Annotated in this window: 16 protein-coding genes; 14 read left to right on the top strand and 2 right to left on the bottom strand. The window is 71.0% G+C overall.

Annotated elements, in window-relative coordinates:
- The first annotated feature begins 18 nt into the window (after nt 1-18).
- From ACQP2E_RS33340 to ACQP2E_RS33325, 4 genes are all read left to right on the top strand, one after another.
- Nucleotides 19-213, top strand: a complete 195-nt coding sequence (locus ACQP2E_RS33340) for a hypothetical protein (protein ID WP_014447165.1) — start codon at nt 19-21, stop codon at nt 211-213.
- A 271-nt stretch (nt 214-484) separates the two neighbouring features.
- On the top strand, nt 485-4,066 hold the full coding sequence (smc, locus tag ACQP2E_RS33335; protein WP_433826959.1) for a chromosome segregation protein SMC: 3,582 nt from the start codon (nt 485-487) through the stop codon (nt 4,064-4,066).
- Between the two features lie 6 nt (nt 4,067-4,072).
- On the top strand, nt 4,073-4,687 hold the full coding sequence (locus ACQP2E_RS33330; protein ID WP_433826958.1) for an HAD family hydrolase: 615 nt from the start codon (nt 4,073-4,075) through the stop codon (nt 4,685-4,687).
- A gap of 53 nt (nt 4,688-4,740) precedes the next feature.
- Nucleotides 4,741-5,415, top strand: coding sequence for a hypothetical protein (locus ACQP2E_RS33325; RefSeq protein WP_433826957.1), 675 nt, complete (start codon nt 4,741-4,743; stop codon nt 5,413-5,415).
- Nucleotides 5,416-5,419: 4 nt separating this feature from the next.
- On the opposite strand, the gene ACQP2E_RS33320 is transcribed toward ACQP2E_RS33325, so the two are convergent.
- Nucleotides 5,420-7,093 carry an alkaline phosphatase D family protein gene (locus ACQP2E_RS33320; RefSeq protein WP_433826956.1) on the bottom strand — a complete coding sequence of 558 codons (1,674 nt, stop codon included), beginning with the start codon at nt 7,091-7,093 and terminating at the stop codon, nt 5,420-5,422.
- 141 nt (nt 7,094-7,234) lie between these two features.
- Here ACQP2E_RS33320 and ftsY point away from each other — a divergent pair, with 141 nt between their 5' ends.
- The 8 genes from ftsY to ACQP2E_RS33280 all read left to right on the top strand — a co-directional run bounded on the left by ftsY (nt 7,235) and on the right by ACQP2E_RS33280 (nt 19,262).
- Nucleotides 7,235-8,449 carry a signal recognition particle-docking protein FtsY gene (ftsY, locus tag ACQP2E_RS33315; protein ID WP_433826955.1) on the top strand — a complete coding sequence of 405 codons (1,215 nt, stop codon included), beginning with the start codon at nt 7,235-7,237 and terminating at the stop codon, nt 8,447-8,449.
- A gap of 39 nt (nt 8,450-8,488) precedes the next feature.
- Nucleotides 8,489-9,286, top strand: a complete 798-nt coding sequence (locus ACQP2E_RS33310) for an aminoglycoside phosphotransferase family protein (protein ID WP_111654236.1) — start codon at nt 8,489-8,491, stop codon at nt 9,284-9,286.
- Between the two features lie 304 nt (nt 9,287-9,590).
- Nucleotides 9,591-10,916, top strand: a complete 1,326-nt coding sequence (locus ACQP2E_RS33305) for an ammonium transporter (protein WP_433826954.1) — start codon at nt 9,591-9,593, stop codon at nt 10,914-10,916.
- A 35-nt stretch (nt 10,917-10,951) separates the two neighbouring features.
- Nucleotides 10,952-11,290, top strand: coding sequence for a P-II family nitrogen regulator (locus ACQP2E_RS33300; RefSeq protein WP_433826953.1), 339 nt, complete (start codon nt 10,952-10,954; stop codon nt 11,288-11,290).
- A 4-nt stretch (nt 11,291-11,294) separates the two neighbouring features.
- Nucleotides 11,295-13,565 (top strand): [protein-PII] uridylyltransferase, encoded by a 2,271-nt coding sequence (locus ACQP2E_RS33295; RefSeq protein ID WP_433826952.1) that lies wholly within the window; start codon nt 11,295-11,297, stop codon nt 13,563-13,565.
- Between the two features lie 73 nt (nt 13,566-13,638).
- Nucleotides 13,639-16,101 carry a glycosyltransferase family 2 protein gene (locus ACQP2E_RS33290; RefSeq protein WP_433826951.1) on the top strand — a complete coding sequence of 821 codons (2,463 nt, stop codon included), beginning with the start codon at nt 13,639-13,641 and terminating at the stop codon, nt 16,099-16,101.
- Between the two features lie 55 nt (nt 16,102-16,156).
- A complete protein-coding gene (locus ACQP2E_RS33285; RefSeq protein ID WP_433826950.1) occupies nt 16,157-17,203 on the top strand; it encodes an O-methyltransferase in 1,047 nt (348 codons plus the stop codon).
- 4 nt (nt 17,204-17,207) lie between these two features.
- Nucleotides 17,208-19,262 (top strand): acyltransferase family protein, encoded by a 2,055-nt coding sequence (locus tag ACQP2E_RS33280; protein WP_433826949.1) that lies wholly within the window; start codon nt 17,208-17,210, stop codon nt 19,260-19,262.
- Between the two features lie 1,287 nt (nt 19,263-20,549).
- On the opposite strand, the gene ACQP2E_RS33275 is transcribed toward ACQP2E_RS33280, so the two are convergent.
- Nucleotides 20,550-23,261: a glycosyltransferase family 2 protein gene (locus tag ACQP2E_RS33275; protein ID WP_433826948.1), complete on the bottom strand. Its 2,712-nt coding sequence runs from the start codon at nt 23,259-23,261 to the stop codon at nt 20,550-20,552.
- Nucleotides 23,262-23,435: 174 nt separating this feature from the next.
- Here ACQP2E_RS33275 and ACQP2E_RS33270 point away from each other — a divergent pair, with 174 nt between their 5' ends.
- Nucleotides 23,436-25,664, top strand: a complete 2,229-nt coding sequence (locus tag ACQP2E_RS33270) for a glycosyltransferase (protein WP_433826947.1) — start codon at nt 23,436-23,438, stop codon at nt 25,662-25,664.
- Nucleotides 25,657-26,325, top strand: a complete 669-nt coding sequence (locus ACQP2E_RS33265; RefSeq protein ID WP_433826946.1) for a hypothetical protein — start codon at nt 25,657-25,659, stop codon at nt 26,323-26,325. The genes ACQP2E_RS33270 and ACQP2E_RS33265 overlap by 8 nt, the downstream gene beginning before the upstream one ends.
- The last annotated feature ends 5 nt before the right edge of the window (nt 26,326-26,330 follow it).

Here is a 26,330-nt window from a genome sequence, read left to right as displayed (position 1 = left end):
GCGTCACAAGGAGTCACGATGGCTAAGGCCCTCTACGGCCACGTAGGTGCGGCGCCCGACCGGCGCCTCCTCGACGAGGTCACCCGACTGCGTTCCCGGGTGCAGTCCCTGGAGTTCGAGGTCACCCGCCTCCGGGCGGAAAACGATCGTCTCGCGGCCGCTGCCGCGGAGGCAGACGATTTCGCGCGGCTGACCGAGCCCGCCCTGACCTGAGCCCCACCCGAGCGCCGGTGAAGTCCGCGGGGTGACACCCGGCGTTCATCCCCTCGCACCATTCGCACCCAAGCGAACAGCAGGGCACTGAAGAAGGCACCGAAGAAGAGCAGGAAAGAAAAAGCGCGCCTCCACATCTGTGGCGGCGCGCAGTTTTTTGTCCGTTTTTTCGCTCCCGGTGCTCGCCTCTGGCGCGGCGTGTCACTGCTCATCCGACCCCCTGCGGGTAGCCTGCCACCAGCAGCGTCCATCCGCCGACCCTCGGAGATCCGTGCACCTCAAGAGCCTGACGGTCAAGGGCTTCAAGTCCTTCGCCTCCGCCACCACGTTGCGGCTGGAGCCGGGCATCACCTGTGTCGTGGGCCCGAACGGATCCGGCAAGTCCAACGTCGTCGACGCCATCGCCTGGGTGCTGGGCGAGCAGGGCGCGAAAGCGCTGCGCGGCGGCAAGATGGAGGACGTCATCTTCGCCGGCACCTCCGGCCGGGCGCCGCTGGGCCGCGCCGAGGTGACGCTCACGATCGACAACAACGACGGTGCCCTGCCGATCGAGTACACCGAGGTCTCGATCACCCGCCGGATGTTCCGGGACGGCGCCAGCGAGTACGAGATCAACGGCAACGCCTGCCGGCTGCTCGACATCCAGGAGCTGCTCAGCGACTCCGGCATCGGCCGGGAGATGCACATCATCGTCGGCCAGGGCCGGCTCGACGCGATGCTGCACGCCAAGCCCGAGGACCGCCGCTCCTTCATCGAGGAGGCGGCCGGCGTCCTCAAGCACCGCAAGCGCAAAGAGAAGGCGATCCGCAAGCTCGACGCGATGCAGGTGAACCTCAACCGGCTCGGCGACCTGACCACCGAGCTGCGCCGCCAGCTCAAGCCGCTCGGCAAGCAGGCCGAGGTGGCCCGGCGGGCGGCCGGCATCCAGGCCGACCTGCGCGACGCCCGGCTCCGGTTGCTCGCCGACGACCTGCACACCCTGCGTACCACTCTGGACAAGGAGATCGCCGACGAGTCGGCGATGCGTGACCGCCGTGGACAGGTGGAGGCGGAGAACCGCGAGATCCAGCGCTGGCTCGCCGACCTGGAGACACAGCACGCCGAGGACGCGCCGCTGCTGGCGGCCGCACAGGACGCCTGGTACAAACTGTCCACCCTGCAGGAACGCTTCCGTTCCACCGAGCAGCTGGCCACCGAACGGCTGCGTCACCTCGCCGCGACTCCGGACGAGGAACGCCCGGGCCGCGACCCGGAGATGCTCGAAGCCGAGGCGGAGAGTGTTCGCGAGCAGGAAGAGGAGCTGCGCGAGGCGCTGACCGAGGACCAGATGCGCCTGGCCGAGGCGGTCGAGCAGCGGCAGGACCTGGAACGGCAGCTGGCCGCGGCCGAGGGCGCGCTGCGTGCGGCAGCCAAGGCGATCGCCGACCGGCGTGAGGGCCTGGCGAAGCTGACCGGCAACGTGAACGCCGCCCGCGCGCGTACCGAAGGCGTCGCCGAGGAGATCGAGCGTCTCGCGACGGCGCACAGCGACGCGCTGATGCGTGCCGAAGCCGCACAGGCCGAGGTCGACCTGGTCGCCGACGAGACCTCGGAGGCCGACCGGGACAACGCCGACCTCGACGCGCAGCACGACGAGGCGGTCGCCGCCCACGACCGGGCCGCCGCCGTGGTTCGCGAGCTCTCCGACGCCGAACGCGCCGCGGAGAAGGACGCCGCCAGCTGGAAGGCCCGCGAGGAGGCGCTCGCCCTCGGCCTCAAGCGCAAGGACGGCGCCGGCGCTCTGCTCGCCCGGGCCGGTCAGGTGCCGGGCCTGCTGGGCAGCCTCGCCTCGCTGCTGACCGTCCGCCCGGGACACGAGGTCGCGCTCGCCGCGGCACTGGGCGGGCTCGCCGACTCCGTCGCCCTGTCCGGTGTCGACGAGGCGATCGAAGCCATGCGTACCCTCAAGATCGCTGACGCGGGCCGCGCGGATCTCGTGGTCGCCGGGTCCGCAGGACCCGGAATGCGTGGCTCTCTGGAGAGCTTGCGCCCGCAGTTGCCGGAAGGCGCCGTCTGGGCGCCCGAGATCGTCGACTGCCCGGAGCAGATCCGCCCGGCGCTCAACCGGGTGCTGCGCGACATGGTGCTCGTTCCCGACCTGGCCGCCGCGGCCGCGCTCGTGGCGGACAACGCCGAGCTGCGCGCGGTGACGCCGGACGGTGACGTGGTCGGCGCCTACGCGTCGGCCGGCGGTTCGGCGAAAGCGACGAGTTACATCGAGGTGCAGGCCGCGGTCGACGAGGCCAAGGCCAAGCGCGCCACCGCGGAGGAGGCAATCGCCGAGCTCAAGGACCAGCTCGGCGCGGCCCGGGCCGAGGTGGCCGAGCTCAAGCAAGCGGTGAACGTGGCAGCGCAGGCGAAGCGCGCCGCCGAGGGTGAGCGCAACGCGTCCGCCCGCCGGCTCGCCGAGCTGGGCGCGGCGGCCCGGTCGGCCAAGGCGGAGAGCGAGCGCCTCGGCGCGTCCCGGCAGAAAGCCGAGGCGGCCCGGGAGACCGACGTGATGCGCCTGGCCGAGCTGGAGGAGCGTCTCCGGCTGGCCGAGGACACCCCGATCGACGAGGAACCCTCCACCGAGGAGCGTGACCAGCTCGCCGCGATGGTGCCGCAGGCCCGGCAGAACGAGATGGAGGTCCGGCTCGCGGTGCGTACCGCGGAGGAGCGGGTCTCCTCGATCGCCGGCCGCGCCGACTCGCTGATGCGTCAGGCCAACGCGGAACGGCAGGCCCGGGAGAGGGCCGCGGCCCGCCGGGAGGCACGCGCCCGAGGCGCGAAGATCGCTCAGTCGGTCGCGCTCGGCGCGGCCGGGGCGCTGGAGCACGTCGCCGTCTCGCTGGCCGGCGCGGCCGATCACCGCGACGAACTGGCCCAGGCGCGCACCAGCCGGGAAGCGGAGCTGCAGGAGGTACGCGCCACCGCGAAACGCCTCGTCACCGAGCTGGAGCGGCTCACCGGCGAGGTGCACCGCGACGAGATGGCCCGCGCCGAGCAGCGGATGCGGATCGACCAGCTGGAGGCGAAAGCCGCCGAGGACTTCTCGCTCGATGTCGAGACGCTGATCCTGGAGTACGGCCCGGAGCAGCTGGTGCCGCCGACCCAGGCCGACGTGGCACTGGCCGAGAAGGACGGCAAGCCGGCGCCCGAGCCGGTCCCGTTCCACCGGCCGACCCAGGAGAAACGGGCGAACAAGGCGGAGCGCGACCTCACCCTGCTCGGCAAGGTGAACCCGCTGGCCCTGGAGGAGTTCGCCGCCCTGGAGGAGCGGTACAAGTTCCTCTCCGACCAGCTGGAGGACCTCAAGGCCACCCGCAGGGACCTGCTCACCGTCGTGAAGGACGTCGACGACCGGATCCTCGAGGTCTTCGCCTCGGCGTTCGAGGACACCGCCCGGGAGTTCCAGGCCGTCTTCCAGGTGCTGTTCCCCGGCGGTGAGGGCCGGCTCGTGCTGACCGACCCGGAGGACATGCTCACCACCGGCGTCGAGGTCGAGGCCCGCCCGCCGGGCAAAAAGATCAAGCGGCTGTCGCTGCTCTCCGGTGGCGAGCGCTCGCTGACCGCGGTCGCGATGCTCTGCGCGATCTTCCGCGCCCGCCCCTCGCCCTTCTACATCATGGACGAGGTCGAGGCGGCCCTGGACGACGTCAACCTGGGCCGGTTGATTACGCTCTTCCGGCAGCTCCGGGAGAAGAGCCAGCTGCTCATCATCACGCACCAGAAGCGCACGATGGAGGTCGCGGACGCCCTCTACGGCGTCACGATGCGCGCGGGTGTCACCCAGGTGATCAGCCAGCGGCTGGTTCGCGAGGAAGAGGACTAGACAGACATGCGCGATCGCGCCAGGGCCATGCTCATCGACCTGGACGGCGTGCTGCGCCGCTGGGACCCGGCTCCGATGATCGCCGTCGAGGTGCAGTACGGGCTGAAGCCGGCCTCGTTGCTCGAGACGTCGATGTCCTGGGACATCTACCGGCCCGCGATGGCCGGCGAGATCACCGACGAGGAGTGGATGAGCCTGGTCGCGAGCCGGCTCCCGCTCGACGAGGCGGAGTCGGCCGCCGCGGTCGCGGCCTGGCAGGCGTACCGGGGTGAGGTCGACCCGGAGGTGCTGGCGTTCGTCCGTGAGGTGCGCGCCGCCGGCCGTCCGGTCGCGATCGCCACGAACGCGACCGACCGGCTCCGCGGCGACCTGGACGCGCTCGGTCTCACCGACGAGGTGGACGAGGTGATCAGCTCCTGGGAGCTGAAGGTGCACAAGCCGGCGAAGGAGTTCTTCACGCAGGCCTGCCTCAAGGTCGGCAAGCTGCCGAAACACGTGCTCATGGTGGACGACGACGACCGCGCGGTGCAGGGCGCCCGGACTGCGGGACTCACCGGTTACCGCTGGGCCGGACCGGAGCATCTTCCGTACCTTCGCAAGGTTCTTGATCTTCCGGAGTGATCGGCATCTTTCCGGGATGTCGGCTCCGGCCCGGCTCCCGGAAGGATGAGGGCATGTCTCGTCTCGGCAGGATCGTCGCGTCAGTCGGTGGGTGTGCCCTGGTTCTGGCCGTCCAGGCCTGTTCCTCCGCCTCCACCCCGTCAGCTTCTCCCACGTCGCCTGCCCCGGCCGCGTCCTCCGCGGCACCGCCGGTGGAGTCGACGCCGGCTGAAGAAAGCGCCCCGGTGACCGAGGCTCCGGCGACCGAGGCTCCGGCCGGGCCGGGCAGCCTTCCCGGTCTCAACCGGCAGGTCGTCTTCACGACTGTCGCGTCCGCTGGCGGGGACGCTCTCACCGTCGGCTCGGACGGCATCCTCGAACTGGCGAAGCCCGGCGACCGTTCACTGTTCGTGGCCGTCCCGGTCAGCTCCGGCGCCGAGAAGTTCCTGCTCAAGACCGGCAAGTTGAGGGCCGGCGGTGAGGCGTACTGCCTACAGGTCCACTCGCCGGGCGGCTCCCGGTCGCTGCAGATCAAGATCGAGGCGTGCGACGCGTCCGAGAAGGATCAGATATTCACGTTCCCCGAGGCGGCCGCCGACAGCCCGGGCCGCCTGATCGAGGTGGCCGGTCTCTTCGTGCAGACCACCAAGGAAGGGGAAGTGATCGCCGAGGAGAGCGGCGACAACGGGTTCCTCACGAATTACGCCGTCGAGGACCGGGGCAAGGCGAACATCCCGGCCCTCGACTGAGCGATCAGTACTTGACCTCGGCCACGTCGAAGAGGTCGCCGTCCTTGGAGGTGCCCTCGATCCGGGCGGTGGCGGACCGGCCCTCCAGCCGGAGGGTGCCGACCGCGTTGCCGAAGTACGGCCCGGCCACCCGTTTCCAGCGCAGCGCCGGTTTCGCCACCCCGGCCGACTTGGACAGGCCCCGGGCCACCCTGGCCACCGCCCGCGACCAGCTGAAACGCATCAGCGGCCGCATCGGCGCCGGAACCTGGTTGTGGATGGGCGAGCAGGTCAGCTGCATCACCGGGGTGGCGAGGGCCTGCCCGAAGTCGGCCTTCGCCACGTACGAGTGATGCACGTCACCGGAGAGCACGCTGATCGAGGCGGGTGCGGCGTACGCCCCGCCCGCCCCGACGCGGCGGCCCGGCGCGTCCGGATTGCCCTCGCCGAGCCGCCGGAACAGCTCGCCGAGCGCCGCGAACGACTTGCCGAACGCCGCCCAGTGCTCCAGGTCGAACGCGCGCCGGATCTGCTCGCCGAACGCGGCCGTGCGGGCGTGCCGCGACTCGGAGATCCGCTCGTTCCACGCCTCGAGGTGGTGGATGGCGGGCGGCATCAGCCACGGCAGCGACGAGCCGACCACCAGGTGGTCGTAATCGCCGTGCGCACGGTCCAGGAACCAGTCCCACTCGCTCGCCGGGAGCATGGCCCGCGCACCCGGGGTGAGCACCCGGTTGCAGCGGTTGTCCAGCACGACCAGGCGGGTCCGGCCGACGTCGAGCGCGAAGCTCCACTGGTACGGCTGGTCGGTGTTCTCCGCCGAACCCGGCTCGTCGACCCGCAGCCCGAACTCGTGCAGGAGCTCGGTGGCGTCGCCGGCCGAGGACACCTTCTGGAACAGCGGGTCGGCGGCGAGCTCGTCCGGGCTCAGGTTGCCCACGTGCTGGTAGATCCAGTACGACGCGAGGCCGTCCGCGATCCGCTTGCGCCACCAGGAGTTCTGCGCGATGTCGGCACGCCAGGAGGCCGAGGTGTTCCAGTCGTCGATCAGCTCGTGGTCGTCGAAGATCATCACGCTGGGCACGGTGGAGAACAGCCACCGCACCTCCGGGTCGCGCCATGACTCCAGGTAGAGCTTCGTGTACTCCTCGAAGGCGACGACCTGGTCGTCCGGACCGTCGTGGCCGTTGCGGCGGCGCTTTCTCAGGTACCGCTTGACCTTCGCCGAGGTCTCGTCCGCGTACACCTGGTCGCCGAGCAGCACCAGCAGGTCGGGCCGGTCCTGGGTGCCAGCCATCAGCCGCCGCGCGAGCGCGTCGAGTGCGTCCGGCGGCAGCCGCCGCCCACTCGACTGCGGCGTCCCCTCACGGCAGGACCCGAAGGTCAGGCTCACCGGTTGGTCACGGTCGTCGGTGGCCCGGGTCCGGATCACCGAGGGAGGGTACGCGGAACCGGCCGCCGGCCACACCGAACGCCCGTCGAGCGTGACCGTGTAGGCCTGTGCCGAGTCCGGAACCAGGCCGGTCACGACGATCACGGCGTAGTGGTGCCCGTACGCCGAGAAGGTCGGCGCGGAGCCGGTGGCGCCGCTCTCGGTCTCGATGAACACCTCGGCGGGCTCGCTGGTCTCCAGCCAGATGGTGGCGCGGTCGCCGGTGACTCGCCGCAGCATCGGGCCGATGAGTAACTGAGCGGTCACCGGATGACGCCGGGGAATTGCCGCATGCGAATGCCTTCCGTGCTGGTACCAAGGGGGTTCCCCATCCTCCGCCGGGAGGCCCGGAATCGCCAGTGCACGACCCGAGCCACGTGGGTACGGCTCATCTGTAAGGATTCGGGCATGGAATACGTGGTCGCCGCAGTGATCCTGCTCGTCGTCCTGGTCGCGGGCGCGATCGGGCTGGTGGTGCCGAAGATGCGCCGCAAGGAGCTCCCGCCGCCGCCCGCCCCGGGCTCGACGACCACCCTGGAGCGCCCGCCGACGGCGCCGACGGTGCCGGCCGAGGACGAGTTGCCGCCGCTCATCGAGCGGCCCGTCTCGCCTGCTCCGGCCGTCGACGAGGCCCCTCCGGCCGTCGTGGCTCCTCCGGTCGTCGAGGACGAGACTCCCGAGATCGAGAAGCCGGCGCCGACCGCCGGCCGGCTGGTCCGGCTGCGTGCCCGGCTGGCCCGCTCGCAGAACGCCCTCGGCCGGGGCCTGCTCACCGTTCTCTCCCGGGATCACCTGGAAGAGGAGGACTGGGAGGAGATCGAGGAGAGCCTGATCAGCGCCGACGTCGGCGTGGAGGCCACACAGGTGCTCGTCGAGCGGCTCCGGGAGCGGGTCCGGATCCTCGGTACGCGTTCCGTCTCCGAGGTCCGTGAGCAGCTCGCCGAGGAGCTCGTCGGCGCGCTGGAGCCCGACCTCGACCGCAGCCTGAAGACCGCTCCGCACGATGGCCGCCCGGCCGTCGTGATGGTCGTCGGCGTGAACGGCGCCGGGAAGACCACCACCTGCGGCAAAATCGGCCGGGTGCTGATCGCGGACGGCCGCACCGTGCTCTTCGGCGCGGCCGACACCTTCCGGGCGGCCGCCGCCGAGCAACTGGCGACCTGGGGCGAGCGGGTCGGCGCCGAGACCGTGCGTGGCCCGGAGGGCGGCGATCCGGCGAGTGTGGCGTTCGACGCGGTGAAACGGGGTATCGAGGTCGGCGTGGACACCGTGCTGATCGACACCGCGGGCCGCCTGCAGAACAAGGTCGGCCTGATGGACGAGCTCGGCAAGGTCAAGCGGGTCGTGGAGAAGCACGGCCCGGTCGACGAGACGCTGCTGGTTCTCGACGCCACGACCGGCCAGAACGGTCTGGAGCAGGCCCGCGTGTTCACTGAGGTGGTGGATGTCACGGGTGTCGTTCTGACCAAGCTGGACGGCACCGCCAAGGGCGGCATCGTCATCGCGGTGCAGCGCAAGCTGGGCATCCCGGTGAAGCTCGTGGGACTCGGCGAGGGTCCGGACGACCTCGCGCCGTTCGAGCCCGCGGCTTTCGTGGAGGCCTTGCTTGGCGGGGACGCGTAGGCTCACAAAGTGTACGAAGGAGATCCGGGGAGGACGTTGGTGACGCAGGAGCCGGTGCGCGAGATTCCGCTGCACGGTGGCAACGTCAGCACGGTGTCCCGGATCGGTGACACGGTCCGGCGTAACGCGGGTCCCTGGACCCCGGCCGTGCACGCCCTGCTGAACCATCTGGAGCGGGTCGGTTTCACCGGCTCGCCGTCCGCCCTCGGCATGGACGAGAAAGGCCGCGAGGTCCTCTCCTACCTGGACGGCGAGTGCGGAGAATATCCACTGGCCCCGCACTGGGTCACCGAGGAAGCCCTGGTCACCGTCGGCACGATGCTGCGGATGTTCCACGACGCCCAGTACGGTTTTGTGCCCCCGCCGGGGTCGGTCTGGCGCTCGTTCGGGCCGCCCCCGCCGGACACCGAGGTGATCTGTCACCACGACGCCGCCCCGCACAACGTGGTCTGGCGTCCGGACGGCACCCTTGCCCTGATCGATTTCGACCTCGCTTCGCCGGGCTCACGTCTGTACGACGTGGCGTACGCGGCCTGGACCTGGGTGCCGCTCTTCAGCGACCGGGATTCGTACACGCTCGGCTGGAAGCGGCCCAACCGTCCGCGCCGGCTGCGGCTGTTCGCGGACGCGTACGGACTGATTCCCCGCGACCGGCATCGGCTGGTCCGGACCATAAGGAAACGGATCGTCGACCACGTCGAGGGGATTCGGCGGATGGCGGCCGCCGGCGACCCGGCGTTCGTCCGGATCGTTCACAAAGGTCACCTTCGCCGTCCGATGCGTGACCTCCGGCTGCTCGATTACGAGCGCCACACGCTGGAGTACGCACTCCGCTGACGGTGATCTTCTACCCGAAGCGCTGCGATGGGGGTTTTGATCCCGATATCTTGGCACTTCGCGGAGTACTGCCCTGCGGACTGTGAGAGTTTCTTCACACGTCGGAAACAACCCGTCACGCGCCGGAAATCGCGCATGGACCGTGCTCGAAACAGCGGACCGGAAGGCTTCCGCCGAACCGGCCGACAGGCGACGGAGCCGAGTGGGTCGTGTGTGAGGACACCTTATTCCGAGAGGAGGCAGCGTGGAGATCAACACCGGCAATACCGCTTGGTTGCTCCTGTCGTCTGCGCTCGTTTTGCTCATGACACCCGGTCTGGCGCTGTTCTACGGTGGCCTCAACCGGTCCAAGGGCGTTCTGAACATGATGATGATGAGCTTCGCCTCAATCGGGCTCATCAGCGTCCTGTGGATCATCTACGGCTTCACCCTGGCATTCGGCGTCAACGAGAACGCCGGTCTCAACAACTTCATCGGCAACTTCAGCTACCTCGGTACCCCGGTGGGGACGATCTCCGAGGAGTGGCTGTTCTTCGGGGCCAACACCGGCATCCCGACGTACGCCTTCCTGGTCTTCCAGATGATGTTCGCTGTCATCACGGTCGCCCTGATCAGCGGCGCTGTCTCGGACCGGATGAAGTTCGGCGGCTGGGTGCTCTTCGCGCTCGGCTGGTTCACTCTCGTCTACGTCCCGGTCGCGCACTGGGTCTGGGGCGGCGGCTTCATCGGCTCGAAGATTCGCGCTCTGGACTTCGCGGGTGGTACCGCGGTCCACATCAACGCGGGTGCCGCCGCGCTCGCGCTGGCTCTGATCCTCGGTAAGCGGATCGGCTGGCCGCGGGAGAACATGCGGCCGCACAACGTGCCGTTCGTCGCCCTGGGCGCCGGTCTGCTCTGGTTCGGCTGGTTCGGCTTCAACGCCGGCTCCGAGCTGACCGTCGACGGCACCACCGTCATCGCCTTCATCAACACCCAGGTCGCCACGGCCGCCGCGCTCGTCGGCTGGGTCGCGGTGGAGTGGATCCGGGACAAGAAGCCGACCCTGGTCGGTGCCTCCTCCGGTGCGGTTGCCGGTCTGGTCGCCATCACTCCGGCCTGTGGCTTCATCGCCCCGATCCCGGCCACGATCCTCGGCCTCGTCGCCGGTGTGGTCTGCGCCCTGGCCGTCGGCCTGAAGTACAAGCTGGGCTACGACGACTCGCTCGACGTGGTCGGCGTGCACTTCGTCGGTGGCTGGATCGGCTCGCTGGCGATCGGCTTCTTCGCCACCGACGCCGTCAACTCCGGCATCACCGACGAGAAGATCCTCAACGCCAGCAACGGCCTCTTCTACGGTGGCGGTTTCAGCCAGCTGGGCCGTCAGTTCCTGGGTAGCCTCTCGGTCACGGTGTACTCGTTCGTGATCGCCGCGGTGCTCGCGCTCATCCTCAAGGCCATCAAGGCCGCGCGGGTCAGCGAGGACACCGAGGTCGGTGGCATCGACGTCACCTCGCACGGTGAGTCGGGCTACGACTTCACCCCGGCCGCCGGCTCGAACGGTGGCGCCTTCGCCCTCGCCGGGCTGGGTAGCAACGCTGCCTCCACGGACGCTGACGGGAAAGCCTCCGCCAGCCAGAAGGTCTCCGGCTAACCTCCCCGATGGCTGCTCCAATGGAAGGACTGAGCATGAAGCTGGTGACCGCGGTCATCAAGCCGTACCAGCTCGACGCGGTGAAGGAGGCTCTGCACGCCCTGGGCGTCGCCGGGCTCACCGTGAGCGAGGTACAGGGTTACGGCCGGCAGAAGGGCCACACCGAGGTGTACCGGGGTGCCGAGTACACCGTCGAGTTCCTGCCCAAGATCAAGGTCGAGGTGCTGACCGACGAGATCGACGTCGAGAAGATCGTCGACGCCGTGATCAGCGCTTCGCGGACCGGCAAGATCGGTGACGGCAAGGTCTGGGTCACGTCGGTCGACGACGTGGTCCGGGTTCGCACCGGCGAGCGCGGCCTCGACGCCCTGTAATTACATGACGAACCCGTTGAGTGAGCCGCCGGCACCCCCCGCACGTCCGGCTGCGGGCGGCTCACTCGACAAATTGCGTGACCACATCGGCGCCGCCGCCCGCGATGAGCGGGCGGCGGCGCTCGACGTGTGGCTGACCGAACTCTTCCCGTCCCACCTGCCCGGTGTCAGCCTGGTCGCGGTGGGCGGCCTGGGACGCCGCGACTGCGCGCCCTACAGCGACCTCGATCTCGTGCTGGTGCACAACGGCACCGCCGGGATCGACCGGATCGCCTCCTCGCTCTGGTACCCGATCTGGGACGCCCGCCTCGGGCTGGACCACTCGGTGCGTACCCTGCCTGAAGCCCTTTCCGTGGCGCATGACGACGTGAAGGTGTCGCTCGGCCTGCTGGACGCCCGGCACGTGGCCGGGGATGCCGCACTCTCCGCCGAGCTGATCGCCGCCACCGGTGACCAGTGGCGGCGTACCGCCGTGCGGCTCCTGCCGCAACTGCGCGAGATCACCACGGCCCGCTGGACTCAGCACGGCGAGCTCGCCTTCCTCCTCGAGGGTGACCTCAAGGAGGCCGCCGGCGGCCTGCGCGACCTGACGCTGCTGCGGGGCATCGGCCGGGCCGGCATCGCCGACACCATGCGTCCCGCGGTCCGCGCGGCCGGCCTGCGCCTGCTGGACACCCGCGACGCCCTGCACCTCGCGGTCGGCCGCCGGGTGGACCGGCTGGTCGCCCAGGAACGCGCTGCCGTCGCCGACCTGCTCGACATCGAGGACGCCGACGCGCTGCTGCGGAGGGTGTCGGGCGATGCGCGTACCGTCGCTCATGCCGTCGACGACGCCTGGCGCGCGGTGGACCGCCTGCGTAACGGTCGCCGCCGTGGCGGCGTGCCGGTCGCCCCCGTCCGCCGCCCGGTCGCCCGTGACGTGGTGGAGCAGGACGGTGAGCTGGTCCTCGCCCGGACCGCGATCGGCCCGGTCCCGGACCCCAGCCTCTCGCTGCGGGTGGCCGCGGCGGCCGCCACCGTGCAGCTGCCGATCGCCCGCGCCACCTGCGAATGGCTCGCCGCTTTCTGCCCGCCGCTGCCGACGCCGTGGCCGGCGTCCGCGCGGGCCGCGCTTGTCTCGCTGCTCGGTTCCGGTCAAGGCCTGCTGCCGGCCTGGGAGACCTGCGACCGGTACGGCCTGATCGACGCCTGGCTGCCCGAGTGGGCCCGGATGCGCAGCCTGCCGCAGCACCACCCGATCCATCGGTACACGCTGGACCGGCACCTCGTGCAGGCCGCGTACGAAGCGACCACGTACACCCGTGAGGTGGACCGGCCCGACCTGCTGCTGCTCGGCGCGTTCCTGCACGACGTCGGCAAGGGCTTGCCCGGTGACCACAGCATCGTGGGCGCACCGATCGCTGCCGACATCGCGGCCCGGATCGGCCTGCCGCCGGCCGACGTGGCGACGATCGAGAAGATGGTGCGGCTGCACCTGCTGCTCCCGGACGTGGCGACCCGCCGCGACCTGAGCGACCCGAAAACCATCTCCGCGGTGGCCGAGGCCGTCGGCGACCGCGCCACCCTGGACCTGCTGCACGCCCTGGCCCGCGCCGACTCGCACGCCACCGGTCCGGCCGCCTGGTCGGACTGGAAAGGCCGGCTCATGGCCGAGCTGGTCCGCAAGGTGCACACCGCGCTGGACACCGGTGAGCTGCCCGAACCACCCCAGCCTGACCCGGAGCTGCTCGACGGCGGCCTGCCGGCGGTCCACCTGGACGGTGACCGGGTGGCGGTCGCGGCGGCCGACCGGCGCGGCCTGCTCGCCGGAGTGGCGGCCTGCCTCGCCATGCACCGGCTGGACGTGGTGGCCGCCAACACGTCGACGGTGGACGGCCGGGCCATCGTGGAGTTCTACACCTCGCCGCGGTACGGCTCGCCGTACGATCCGGTCGCCCTCGCGGCGGACCTGCGCCGCGTCGCCGCCGGCGACGTCTCGGTGACCCAGCGGGTACGCGCACGCGCCATGAGCGCCCGAGGCGGCACCGCGTCGCCCCGGGTCGTCTGGCAGCGTGCCGTGGCGACCGACGCGGTGGTGCTGGAGCTGCGGGCCGCCGACTCGGCCGGCCTGCTCTACCGGGTGACCGCCGCCCTGGACGAGGCCGGAGCGGAAATCCGCGCCGCCCGCATCTCCACTCTCGGAGGTGACGTCGTGGACGCCTTCTACCTCGTGGGCACGTGGTCGGAGTCCGCCGAACGAGACCGTGTGGAGGCCGCCGTCCTGGCCGCGGTCTGATCGCTCTCGTCACCCCGGGCCACCGCGTCGCGTTGAGCTGATCGACACCGCGGGGTACACGGACGGAGAGTCGATGGCCGAGGCGCAGCCGGTCGCGTTGCTGGACGATCACGTAACTTTGGCCGGTGCGGGAGCGGAGCTGTCGCTACCGCACACCGCCATGCGTAACCGCTCGGTCGCGGCCAGACGGGTGCTTGCCCGCGCGGCGGCCGGCACCAGGGGAACTCTCGAGGAGTTGATCGAGGCGGCCCGGACGGGGGACACCCGCCGCCTCAAGAGATTCCGGCGCAGGGTCGATCCGGCGCTCTTCGCCGGGCTGGCACAGACCATCGCCATGCAGGACGAGCTGCCCGGTGACCGGGAGGACGCGCTGGCGCTCTACGCGCTGCTGCGTACCGCACTCGGGGCACGGGCGGTGCCTCCGGCACATCAGGCGTTGCACACCCAGCTGGCGTACGCGTGGCAGGGGCCGACCCAGGCCCGTGACCTGCTCGCCGCGTACCGGCGGATACCGCAGCCGGCCCGGGAGACGCTGGAGATCGACCTGGCCAACCCGTACGCGGGTGGGTCGGTGGCCGAGGAGACCTGGCTGGGCCGGTTCGGCCGGCTCTTCCCGGCGCCCGTCCCGGCCCTGATGGCAGCGCCCGAACGGCTGCCGTTCGACCGGCTCACCACCACCGCCCACGCCGACGCTGTCGAGGCTGATCAGCGGGTCACCGTGGTGGTGACGGCGTACCGGCCGGGGGTCGGGCTGATCACGGCGGTCCGTTCGGTGGCCGAGCAGACCTGGCGCAACCTGGAGATCGTCGTGGTCGACGACGCCTCACCGCCGGAGTACGACGCGGTGCTGGCCGAGGCCGAGGCGCTCGACGACCGGGTCCGGGTGCTGCGGCTCGCCGCGAACAGCGGGACGTACGCGGCCCGTAACGCCGGCGTCGAGGCCGCGCACGGCGAGTTCGTCACGTTCCAGGACTCCGACGACTGGTCGCATCCGCGCCGCGTCGAGCTGCAGATCCAGCCGATGCTCCAACGCGCCGAGGTGGTCGCCACCACCTCGGAGGGCATCAGCGTCACCGACCAGCTCGTGATGACCCGCCCGGGTATTCGCCGGGGCCGGGTCAACGTCTCCTCGCTGCTGTTCCGGCGAGCGGCCGTGACCGAGCGGATCGGCTGGTTCGACACGGTACGCAAAGCGGCCGACTCGGAGTTCATGGAACGCATCGAGACGGCGTTCGGACCGGGTTCGGTACGCCGGGTGGCGAAGCCGCTTGCCCTGATCCGGCTCTCCGAGGGCTCGCTGTCCCGGGCCGAGATCCGCGCGTACTGGATGCATCCGGCGCGGACCGCGTACATGTCGGCCTATCGCTGCTGGCATGCCTCGGGCGCGCCGCTGCGCCGGGATCCCGGGGCGCGGGAGCGCCCGTTCGTGGCGCCGCCGCACCTCACCGGCGGCTCGGCCGCACCCGGCTGGGACGTGGTGATCGCGGCCGACTGGCGGTTCCTGACCGGCACCCAGCGGGCCGCCCTGGCCGAGGTACGCGCGCTGCGCCAGTCCGGCCTCTCCGTGGCGATCATGCACCTGGAGTCGCTGCGGTCGGTGAACCGGCAGCGCCGCCTGCTCAGCCCCGGCGTGCAACAGCTGATCAACACCGGTCAGGTGACGCAGGTCCTGGAGAGTGACCGGATCGAGGCGGGCCTGCTGATCGTGCGGCAGCCGGAGGTACTCCAGTTCGCCCCGGAGGGCGGCTGCGGGCTGCGGCCACGCCGGGTCATGGTGGTCGCCGACCGCGCGCCGGCCCGGCAGGACGGCAGCGACCGCCGGTACACCGTGGACGCCGCGACCGCATCGGTGCGGCGGCTCTTCGGGGTGGAGCCGCTGTGGTGCCCGCAGGACGCGGGGATCCGGGCAGCCCTGCCCGACGGTGTCGAGCTGACTGATTTTGATCTCCCGTTGGTGGTCGAGCCGCAGGACGTCCGCCGGCCGCTGCCCGATCCGGGTGGCCCGCCGGTGATCGGCGCCGACCTCTGCGACTCGGGGGAGTGGCCCGGTGACCTGGCCACGGCGCTCGCCGTGCCACGTCGCTGCCGCGGGGCCGACGTGCGGCTGCGGCTGCCGGAGAACCCGCTGCGGCCCGGCACGCTGCCGGTGTCCTGGCTGGTCTACGAGCCGGCGGATCTTGATCCGCGTACCTTCGTCGCGCAGATCGACTTCTACCTGCACTTCCCGTCCGAGCAGACGCCGGAGCTGCTCGCCCGGGCGGCCCTCGAAGCGGCCGCGACCGGCTGCGTCGTGCTGGTGCCGGAACGGCTCAAGGACGCTTACGGCCACCTCGCGGTGGCTTGCGGCCCGGCATCCGTGCCCAAGGTGATCCGCCGCTTCCAGAACGAGCCACGACGGTACGCGGAACAGAGCCGCCGTGCCCGTGCGGCGATCGCCCGTGATCATCGGCCCGGAGAGTTCGCCGACCGGATCGGAGCCCTGGCTCGCCCACCGGCCGGAACCCCCTCCCAGCGGGTGCCCGCCGCCGGGGCGTAACGGGGGCGTGTCCACCGCCGTTACCGAGGTGAACGCAGCGATGAGGAGTGCCCGGATGAGTTCCCTGACCCGTATCGGCCGGCGTGCCGCCCGCCGGCTGCCGAGCCTTTCAGGACGGCAGGCCGCCGCCCTGTGCGGTGCCGGCGTCCTCTGTGCCGGCGTAGCGGCCGCCGCCGTCACCGGGTACGCCCAGGTGGCGACCGCTCTGCTCGGGCTGCTCGCCGGCCTGACGCTGGCGGTACTGCTCGTGGTGCTGCGCCGGTTGGCCGGCGTGCAGAAAGCCGGGCTCGCCGCCCAGCGTGACCTGCGCACCACCGTCGAGGAGATGCAGCGCCGCCTGGTCGCCGCCGTGGAGCGGGAACGGCTCACCGCCGGCGACCGCCACATGGAACTGGCCGAGGCGATCGGCCGGGTGAAGCAGGTCGCCGATCGCAAGGCCAGCTCCGCACAGGTGCTCGGGCTGCCCCGCGAGCTGGAGGCGACCGTTCAGCTGTTCCAGGGCTTCGTGCCACGTGCGCCGATGCCGTCCTCCGGCGACTGGGCGCTCAACCCGACCGACCTGCTGGAGCTGCTGCACCTGATCCGGGTCCGGCAGCCGCGGCTGGTGCTGGAGCTCGGCAGCGGCACCTCGTCGGTGTGGATCGCGTACGCGCTGGAGCAGTCCGGTGGCCGGTTGATCTCACTGGACCACGATGTGGAGTTTGCCCGGCGTACCCGGGCGGTGCTCGCCGCGCACGGCCTCAACGAGGTCGCCGAGGTGCGGGACGCGCCGCTCACGCCGGCGTCGATCGACGGCCGGGACTACCCCTGGTACGACCCGGAGACCCTGTCCGACCTGCACGACATCGACTTCGTGCTGATCGACGGGCCGCCCGCGGCGATCGGGGCGGACGCCCGGTTCCCGGCTCTGCACATGATCGAGAAGCGCCTCGCGGACCGCGCGACGCTGATCTTCGACGACGCCGGCCGCAAGGACGAGCAGGCCGCGCTTGCCGCCTGGACCGAACGGTTCGAGGGGCTGACCAGGGAGGGCGAGATCCTCGGCCGGCACGCGGTGCTGGCGTTCGCCCGTCCACCCGCGATGGCCGCCGCGCACGGCTGACCCGATGACCACGACGTTGTCGCCACCCGACGTCCGTCCGGCGCCTGCCGCGGCGCCCAGCCGCCCCCGGTACCGGGCGGACATCGAAGGCCTGCGGGCCGTCGCCGTGCTGCTCGTGGTGCTCGCCCATGTGGGCGTGCCCGGAGTGGCCGGCGGCTTCGTCGGCGTCGACGTCTTCTTCGTCATCTCCGGCTTCCTGATCACCTCGCTGCTGCGGGCCGAACTGCTCAACACCGGGCGCCTCGACCTGCCCCGGTTCTACGCGCGCCGGGCGGTCCGGCTGTTGCCGCTGGCCACCCTGGTGATCGCGGCGACCCTGGCCGGCGCCTGGTGGCTCGCCCCGCCGCCCCGCTTCGGCGGGTACGCGGCCGACGCGGTCGGCGCCGCCACGTACACGATGAACCTGCGGCTGGCAGACGCCGGAACCGACTACTTCGCCGGTGAGCTGCCCTCGCCGTTCCAGCACTTCTGGTCGCTCGCCGTCGAGGAGCAGTTCTACCTGGTCTGGCCGGTGCTGATCGCGGTGCTCGCGATCGGCGCCCGGCGCTGGCGATGGCTGCCCGGCACGGTGCTCACCCTCGGCGTGCTCGCGTCGCTGGGCTGGAGCGTGTACGAGCTGGATCGGGCCGCGCCGTGGGCGTACTTCGGCTCGCTGAGCCGGGCCTGGGAACTGGGCGTCGGCGCGCTGCTCGCGCTCGCGGTGACCGGCGCTGGACGCCGTCGCCCGATGCTCGGCTGGTTCGGCGTCGCCGCGGTGGTCGCGGCCGCGCTGATCTACAAGGAGAGCACGCCGTTCCCCGGCACGGCGGCGCTGCTGCCGGTGGCCGGCGCCGCCGCGGTCATCGCGTCCGGCGGGAACCGCCTCCTGGAGACCTGGCCGATGCGCTGGGTCGGCCGGATGTCGTACGGCTGGTACCTCTGGCACTGGCCGCTGCTGTTCCTGGCCCCGGCCGGGCTGTGGGCCCGAGCAGGAGTGGCCGCCGGTGCGCTCGGCCTTGCCGCGCTGAGTCATCACCTGCTGGAGAACCCGGTGCGCCATCATCGCTTCTGGCAGCCGTACCCAAGAAGGGGTTTGGGTTTCGGGTTTGCCCTGTCCGTTGTGGCAGCGGGTCTCGCCGCCCTCGGCATGATCTTCCCGCCGCTGGTGCCGACCGGTGACGCGGTCCCGGACGCGCGCAAGCTGATGGCCCGCGCCGTCGATCCGGCCGCCCAGCTCAAGCACATGATCGCGGAGGCGCAGACCGCCACGAAGGTGCCGGAGAACCTGACGCCCGCGTTCGAGACGGCCGCCGGTGAGCGGTCCGCGCCGCAGGAGGAAGGCTGCCACGTCGGCCTGACCGGTCCGTTCCGGCCGGAGACCGATTGTGAGTACGCCAACGTCGACGCCGACCGGACCGTCGTGCTCTTCGGCGACTCGCATGCCCTGCAGTGGTTCCCCGCGTTCGAGGATCTCGCGCGCAAACGGGACTGGCGGCTGATCGTCTACACCCGTAGCGCGTGCAGCCCGGCCGGCCTGGAGCTGCAGGAACGCCGGGCCCAGCGCCGGTACACCGAGTGCGACACCTGGCGCCGGCAGATTCTTCGCAAGATCGGCAAGCTGAAGGCCGATCTCGTGGTGGTCTCGTCCAGCGTGAACTATCGGGCGCTGCTGACCGGCGACCCGCCCGACCCGGAAGCCGTGTGGCGGTCCGGCTGGGCCCGCACCCTGGCAACGCTCCAGCGCAGCTCGGGGGCGGTCGCGGTACTCGGCGACACGCCGTTCCTCGCCGGCGACCCGGCTGATTGCCTGGCCACCCGACCGGCAGCGATCGGCACGTGCGCGCCGCCGGCGGACATGGTGGTGCTGGAGCCGGGGTGGCGGGCCATTCAGCGGGCCACCGCGAACGCGGCGAAGGTGCCGACGATCGACCCGTTGCCGTGGCTGTGCGCGGAGAGGTGCCCGCTGGTGGTCGGCAATCGGCTGGTCTATCGCGACAGCAACCACCTGACCGCGGCGTACGCCAGGCTGGTGGCTCCGCTGCTGGACCACAAACTTCCGTGGGAAGGCCCTCACCAGTAGTCCGGTGGCGTTCTGACGGGGGCACTGCTGTATCGGCGCTCTTGCGGCAGCAGCGTCGGCCAGCCGGAGCAGATCTCGGGCCTTAGGCGGGCGGGTGATTGTGGCGTGGGTGCGTGCGGCGGGTCGGGTGATTGTGGCGTGGGTGCGTGCGGCGGGTCGGGTGATTGTGGCGTGGGTGCGTGCGGCGGGTCGGGTGATTGTGGCGTGGGTGCGTGCGGCGAGTCGGGTGATTGTGGCGTGGGTGCGTGCGGCGGGCGGGCAGCCGTGACGCGGGCACACGCAGCGGGCGGGTGATCGTGACTCGGGCGCACGCAAGGGGCGGGCAGGGGTGATGAGGCCGCACCGAGTGCCTGTGTGAGCTCCTGTACCGGCCAGGACGTGGATGAAGCCGCACGGTGTTGTTGCGTGCGGCTTCATCTCGGTGATCGTGCCCCTCCGTGCGCCCTGATCCCCGCCGAGCGCGGGCGGCTCGCCCTCACTCCGGCTCAACGCCGATCTTGGCGAGTTTTGGCTGCCCGGGTTTCGCCATTTGTGGACCGGTAACGGGTTCGGGGCGTCGTGGCGGTTTCTCGGTACGCGGTGCCGCTCGGAGATCTTGTGCGGTGTGGCCGGCTGATCGACCGTGAGTGCACGAGTTTGCGGGACGGTCATCGACGGCACGTTGGTTTCGGGTAGTGGGCGAGCGTTGTGGTGACGCTCGGCCATCACGGCGGGTAGACATGCTGGATCGTGGAGACTCGTGGGTGTTCTATGCCCTGCGGGTTTCCACGATTCGGCCAGTGACGGCGGGGTGGCGTTCGCCCTGCGTGAGGGTCCCGTGGGACGAGTGCCGCAGGCAGGTCATAACGGGCGGGCTCGGATCCGTCGTGGTGCTGGGCATGGCATTCCTGTCGACAGCGTAGGGGCACCCGCTACCACAGTGGGCGGAAGTCGCATGGGCGCTCAACGTCTACCCAGGTGCGGCTCTGCCGCGATCCGCCGCGACAACAGACGTGGTGAACGCGGTACTTCACCGTGGTGACGTGGTGACGTGGTGACGTGGTGACGTGGTGCTTCACGGTTTCGGCGTGGTGAACGCGGTGCTTCGCCGATCTTGTGGAGTTTGGCGAACCGTTTGCGTGTAACTCCGCAAGATCGGCCGGGGCTTGTTCGATCTTGTGGAGTTGTGCGGGCACGTCTGCGGGGAAGTCCACAAGATCCAGGCGGCGGGGCGGGGCGCGGCGCGGGGGCGCCGCGGGGCGGCACGGCGCGGGGGTGGCGCGGCGGTGGGCGATGGGGTGGGGGTGGTCAGGGGGCTTTGTCGGGGGAAAGGAGGGCCGTTATCGACTCCGCGAAGCGGCCGTGGTGGTGGGACAGGCGGACCATGTCGCGGCCTCGGCGGCTCTGCTGGGCCAGGGTGTCGGGGCGGCGGTGCAGGCGGGACACCGTTGACGCGACCTCTTCCGGCTCGCAGTAGATCGCGGCCGGCCCCAGCAGCGGCCGGTACCGGTGCGGCAGGACCGGGACGCACCCCGCTGCCAGTGCGGCGAGCAGTTCCGGGTCCAGCGCGGTGGTTCGTTCGTCGGCGGGCAGGTGCAGATAGAAGTCGAGCTGGTTCAGGAACGCCCGGGGGCCCAGGTCGGGGCGCCCGTAGACCAGCCAGCCCTTGGGGAGTTTCGCGGGCGGTTCGGGGGCCAGGACGCGTACGTCCAAGCCTGCTGAAGCGGGCAGCGCCTCGCGCAGGCGCAGCCATTCGGCGGCGGCGGTGGCGCCGGGGCGGTCGAGCAGGATCCGGCCGATCACCGGGCGGTCCGAGCGGGAGCCGGTGCGGTGCAGGCGCCAGCGTTCCGGGTCGACAGTGCCGGGCACGTCCGCCTTCGCGAGCCGGATGCCGAACGGGCCGCCGGCCAGCTGGTGTCGTTCGGCGGCGCCGGCGGGTGCCCACCAGGGCTCCACGCCGAACAGGCGGCGGGCTTCGGCCTCGCAGTGGAAGGCGGCGTCGCCCCAGACCGGGTCGGCTTCGATCACCACGCGGTCGGCGCGGATCGCCGACGGATAGCCGGGTGCGAAGGCGACAAGCGCCGGGTCCTGCACGAGGACCAGGCGGGCGGTCACGTCGTCGGAGATCACGACCTGGTCCACTCGTCCGGAATTGATCATTTCCTGGACGTCCGGGTCGAGGTTGGCGGGTTTGCCGGTCACGTTGCGCAGCAGGTTCAGGTGCAGCACCGCGACCGAACGTCCCGGCACGGCGACGGCCCGCAGGCGCTCGCCGGACGGCCGGGCCATGCTCTCCGGCGTGCTCCAGTCCGCCGCCATGATCAGGTCGTAGTCGCGCTCCGGGAGCACCTCCGGGACCACATCGTCTTCGGGGAAAGGCGTCGCGAGATCCAGCTCCTGCGAGCCGCCCGAGCGCACCACGAGATCCTGCGAGGAAACAGAGGCGGCGACCAGTTCCTGAGGCACGTCGACAACCGATCCCTCGACCACGAGAGCCGAAGCCGGCGCCGGGGCCAGGGATCGCAGCTCACCCGTGACGGCCGTCAGAGAGTGCAACGGCTGAGAGTTCAATGGTTCCTGAGAGGGCACCGCCTCGTCCACCGATGGGGGCAGCGGCTCACCCACCACCACGCTGACGAACGAGCGAGGCGCGGCCGGCGCGTCCCGCAAGCGCCGCGGCGCGGCGAATGGACGGGCGCCGATCTCGCGGGGGCGCAAGGCCTCCGCGCGGCCTGCGGCCACGTGGGTGTGCCAGCTCTGAAAGGCCGAGAGGTACGCGTGCCGCGCCGGATGCATCCACCCGGGCCGGATGTCCGCGCTGGACAGCGAGCCGGCCGACAAACGGATCAGGGCCAGCGGTTCGCCGCCCAGGTGGTGCACGGCACGGCGGCCGAAGACGGCGCGAGCCCGTTCGACGTACTCGGCGTCGGCGCCCTTGCGGACGGTGTCCAGATATCCGAGGCGGGCCAGTGCGGCCTCCCGGCGGATCATCAGCGAGGACAGGTTGTACGACCGGTGTTCGGCGACGCCGGGACGGGTCACCACCAGGTCCTCGGTGACCCGGATGCCGTTCGAGGTGGTGGCGAAGATCGCGGGGTCGGCCGCCAGCGGCGCGGCCTGGCGTTCCAGCCGCAGCGGGTGCGACCAGTCGTCGGAGTCCTGGAACGTGACGAATTCGCCGGTGGCCGCGTCCAGCCCGGCGTTGCGGGCCAGGTAGGTGCCGCCGTTCTCCGGCATCCGCAGGATCCGTACCCGCGGGTCGAGTGCGGCGGCCCGGGCCAGCACCGCGTCGTGGCCCGGCCCGGAGCCGTCGTCGACGACCAGGATCTCGTGGTTGGTCCAGGTCTGCGCGACGAGCGACCGTACGGTCGTGAGCAGCGACAACCCGGGCTGGTACGTCGTGACGATCGTGCTGATCCGGTGTGCCGACCCGACCCGGTCGACCCGGTCGGCGCGGATCCGGTCGAACCGCGGCCCGATCTCACCGTCCAGGGTGAACCCGGGCGCCGGCAACAACCCCAGGAACCGGCGGATCCAGTCGTCGCCGGTGGTCAGGTCCACGACCAGCGCGGTCCGTACCGGATCGGGGATCTCCGGATAGTCGGCGAGCAGTTTCTCGGTGCGGGTCAGGTCGCCTGTGGCGTACGCCAGTTGGGCGTGCAGGCCCTGGTGCTGCGGTGCGACGCCGACGGTGCCGAAGGTGCGCAGCAGCGAGTCGAGCAGGACCATGGCATCGGCCCGGTCCTCCGGCCACAGGTCCTGAAGCGTGATCACCCGGGCGAGTTCGCCGAAGATCCACGGGTCGGCGTCCGGGAACAGCCGTCCCTCGTAGGCGCCGCCGATCAGGTCGTCGACCGACCGGCGTGCCGCCGCATATGCCATCACCGCGCGGGCCGAGGCCGACCGGGTGTGCAGAGCGGCCGTGGCCGGTCCGGCTGGTGATCCGCCGGAGATTTCCTGCCACTGCCGTTCGAGCAGCTCGGTTCCGTACGCGTCCGGTGTCGTGTGCTGCCTGCGCATGTGCTCCTGCCGGGTGATATCGCGGTGCCTAGGAGGATCAACGCCCGGGCAGGTGCGAGCGTGACGCTGGACGAGCGCCGTTCGTTGTGGAGCCGTCAGGCCTGACACCCGCAGCCGTCGTGCCTGACACCGACAGCCGCCAGGCACCGGACGCTGAACATCGGAGAACATCGCATGACCGAGAACGTCCATGACGTGGCGATCCTCTCGGATTTCCGCTACCCGGGCGGCACTTCGGCCAGCATCGCCGCCGAGGTACGCGCACAGGCCCGGGCCGGGCTCTCCACAGTGCTGGTCCAGGTCAGGTCGCCACACCTCAAGCGGGACCGCCCCTTCAATCCCCTGATCGTGGAGCTTCTCAAGGACGGTTCGGCGCACCTGGCCGTCGAGGGTGAGCAGACCCGCGCGAAGCTCTTCGTGCTCCGCCAGCCCCGGATCTTCACGGCCGATCTGGCGTCGGTGCCCCGGGTGACCGCGGATCGCACCGTGATGGTGCTGAACCAGGCGCCCGGCGACGCGAGCGACCCGGCCCTCTACTACGACTTCGCGGCGGTCCGGGAGCGGATCGAGGGCTACTTCGGTACGAATCTGGAGTGGGCGCCGATCAGCCCGCAGGTGCGTACCGAAGTGCTGCGCTCGGCGCCGGACGCACCGCTGACCGCAACCGACTGGCACGAGATCATCGACGTGGCCGAGTGGTGGATCCCCGAAAAGACAAAAGACCAGCGCTCCGCAGCAAACAACGACATACCGGTCATCGGCCGGCACGGCCGCCCCGATCCGGTGAAGTGGCCGCGCACCACCGAAGAGCTTCTCCAGGCCTATCCCGACGACCCGGGCGTCCGGGTACGCGTACTCGGCGGCGGCGAGCTGGCCGTCGAGAAGCTGGGCCGCAAACCGGCCGGGTGGGAAATCGTCGAGTTCGGCTCGATGCCGCCCCGGCAGTTCCTCGGCACCATCGACTTCTTCGTCTACTTCCACGACCCGGACCTGGTCGAGGCGTTCGGCCGGACGATCATGGAGGCGATGTCGGCAGGCGTCCCGGTGCTGATCGGCGAGCACTTCCGGCCGATCTTCGGTGACGCGGCGCTCTACACGACTCCGGCCGGTGTGCTCCCGCTCGTCCGCGAGCTGCACGCCGACAAGCAGCGATACCGCAAGGTGGCGCGGCGGGCCCGGGATTTCGTCGAGTCCCGCTTCGGGTACGCCTCGCACTGCGACCGGCTCGCCGAGCGTGGCGTGCGGCCGCCCGGCCCGGGCACCGACGTGGAGGTACGCCGCCCGGCCGGTTCACGCGCGTCCGGCCGGTCCCGGGGTGTCCTCATGGTCAGTGACAACGGTGTCGGCCTGGGCCATCTGTCGCGGCTCATGGCGATCGGCCGGCGGCTGCCGCCCGGCACACCCACGGTGATCGCCACCCAGTCGCACGGCGCCTCGGTGGCGCACCGGGAGGGTTTCCTCACCGAGTACATCCCGTCCCGCAGCGTGCTGAAGCTGCCCCGGCAGCGCTGGACCGACATGCTCAGCAGCCGGCTGGAGCAGCTGATCGACCTGCACGAACCGGCAGTGGTCGCGGTCGACAGCGTTCCGCACGACGGCATCGTGGCCGCGGTCCGGGCGCGCCCGGACATCACCTGGGTCTGGGTGCGGCGGCCGATGTGGCGGCGGGACACCGGCACCGAGTGGATCGAGCGGGGCGGATACTTCGACGCGATCCTGGAACCGGGCGAGTTCGCTGCCGCGGCCGACGAGGGCCCGACCGTCACCGATCGGGCCGGGGTGCACACGGTCGACCCGATCACCTATCTCGACTCCGACGAGCTGGTCGACCCGGCCGCCGCCCGGCAGGCTCTCGGCCTCTCGCCGGACCGGCCGGCCGCGCTGCTCCAGCTCGGCGCCGGCAACATCAACGACATCTCGTCGCCGGTCGCGCGGATCGCCGGTCACCTGCGTGAAGCCGGCTTCCAGATGGTGCTCGCCGAGTCCGCGATCGCCACCGAGCCGATGCAGCCGGTGCCCGGTGCCCATCTGGTGAAGCTCTACCCGATCAGTCGGTATCTGCGCGGGCTGGACCTGGTGATCAGCGCGTCCGGATACAACTCGTTCCATGAGCTGCTGGCGTTCGGCGTACCGGCGGTGTTCGTGCCGAACCGGGAGACCTCGCTGGACGACCAGGTGAGCCGGGCCCGGTTCGCCGCGGCCGCCGGGGCCGCGCTGATCATCGAGGATCCGGACGGCGAGGACCTGGACCGGGTTCTGACCCGGGCAGTGCGTCCCGACGTGCGGGAACAGCTCAGCAGCCGCTGCCTCGAGGTGGCACCCGGCAACGGTGCTGCGGAAGCCGCCCGCTGGCTGTCCGAGCTGGCCGACCGACGAACCTCCCGGAGGGTGACCCATGTCTGACGACACGACCGAACTCACCGAGCGGGCAGCGGTCGACGCTCTCGTCGTCCGGCTGCGCACCATCGAACAGCAGCGTGACGCGTGGCGGACCCGGTTCGAGGGAATGGCCGGCGAACGGGACACCGAACGGGAGACGGTCCGCAAGATCCGGGCCAGTGGGTCGTACCGGTTAGGGCGTACCCTCGTATCTTTTGCCCGTAATCCGCTGCATTCCTCCCGCAGGATCGTGCGCAAGGTGCGGCGTAAGCCGGCGAAGCCGGCGAGCCGGAAGAAGGTTCCGGCGCCGCCGCTGCCGACGCATCTGTACGTGGCGATCGGGCTGGATCTGGACGCGCTGCGTGACTTCGTGCTGGCGGTGCGGCGGCGGCTGCTTGTCGAAACTGATCACCGGGCGGTGGTGCTCACCGACGAGCCGGCGTTCTCGCTGCTGCGCAAGGCCGGGCTGATCCTGGAGTACCTGCCGGACCGGGTGACCTGGGAGAAGCATCGGCCGGACCGGCCGTGGGACGGTGTGCTCGCGGAGCGGCTCGCGCACCTGTCGCGCGATCACGGCGCCGCACAGGTGATCTTCGTCGATCCGGAGGCGCCGCCGAACCTGCCCGATCTGCTGTCCGAGATCGACACAACCCCACCCGTGCACCTGTCGTTGCCTCAGTCGTGACCGCT

The organism is Actinoplanes sp. CA-015351 (genome assembly GCF_050955685.1).
In the GTDB taxonomy this organism is placed as follows: Bacteria; Actinomycetota; Actinomycetes; order Mycobacteriales; family Micromonosporaceae; genus Actinoplanes.
This window is presented reverse-complemented; position numbering and strand designations above follow the sequence as displayed.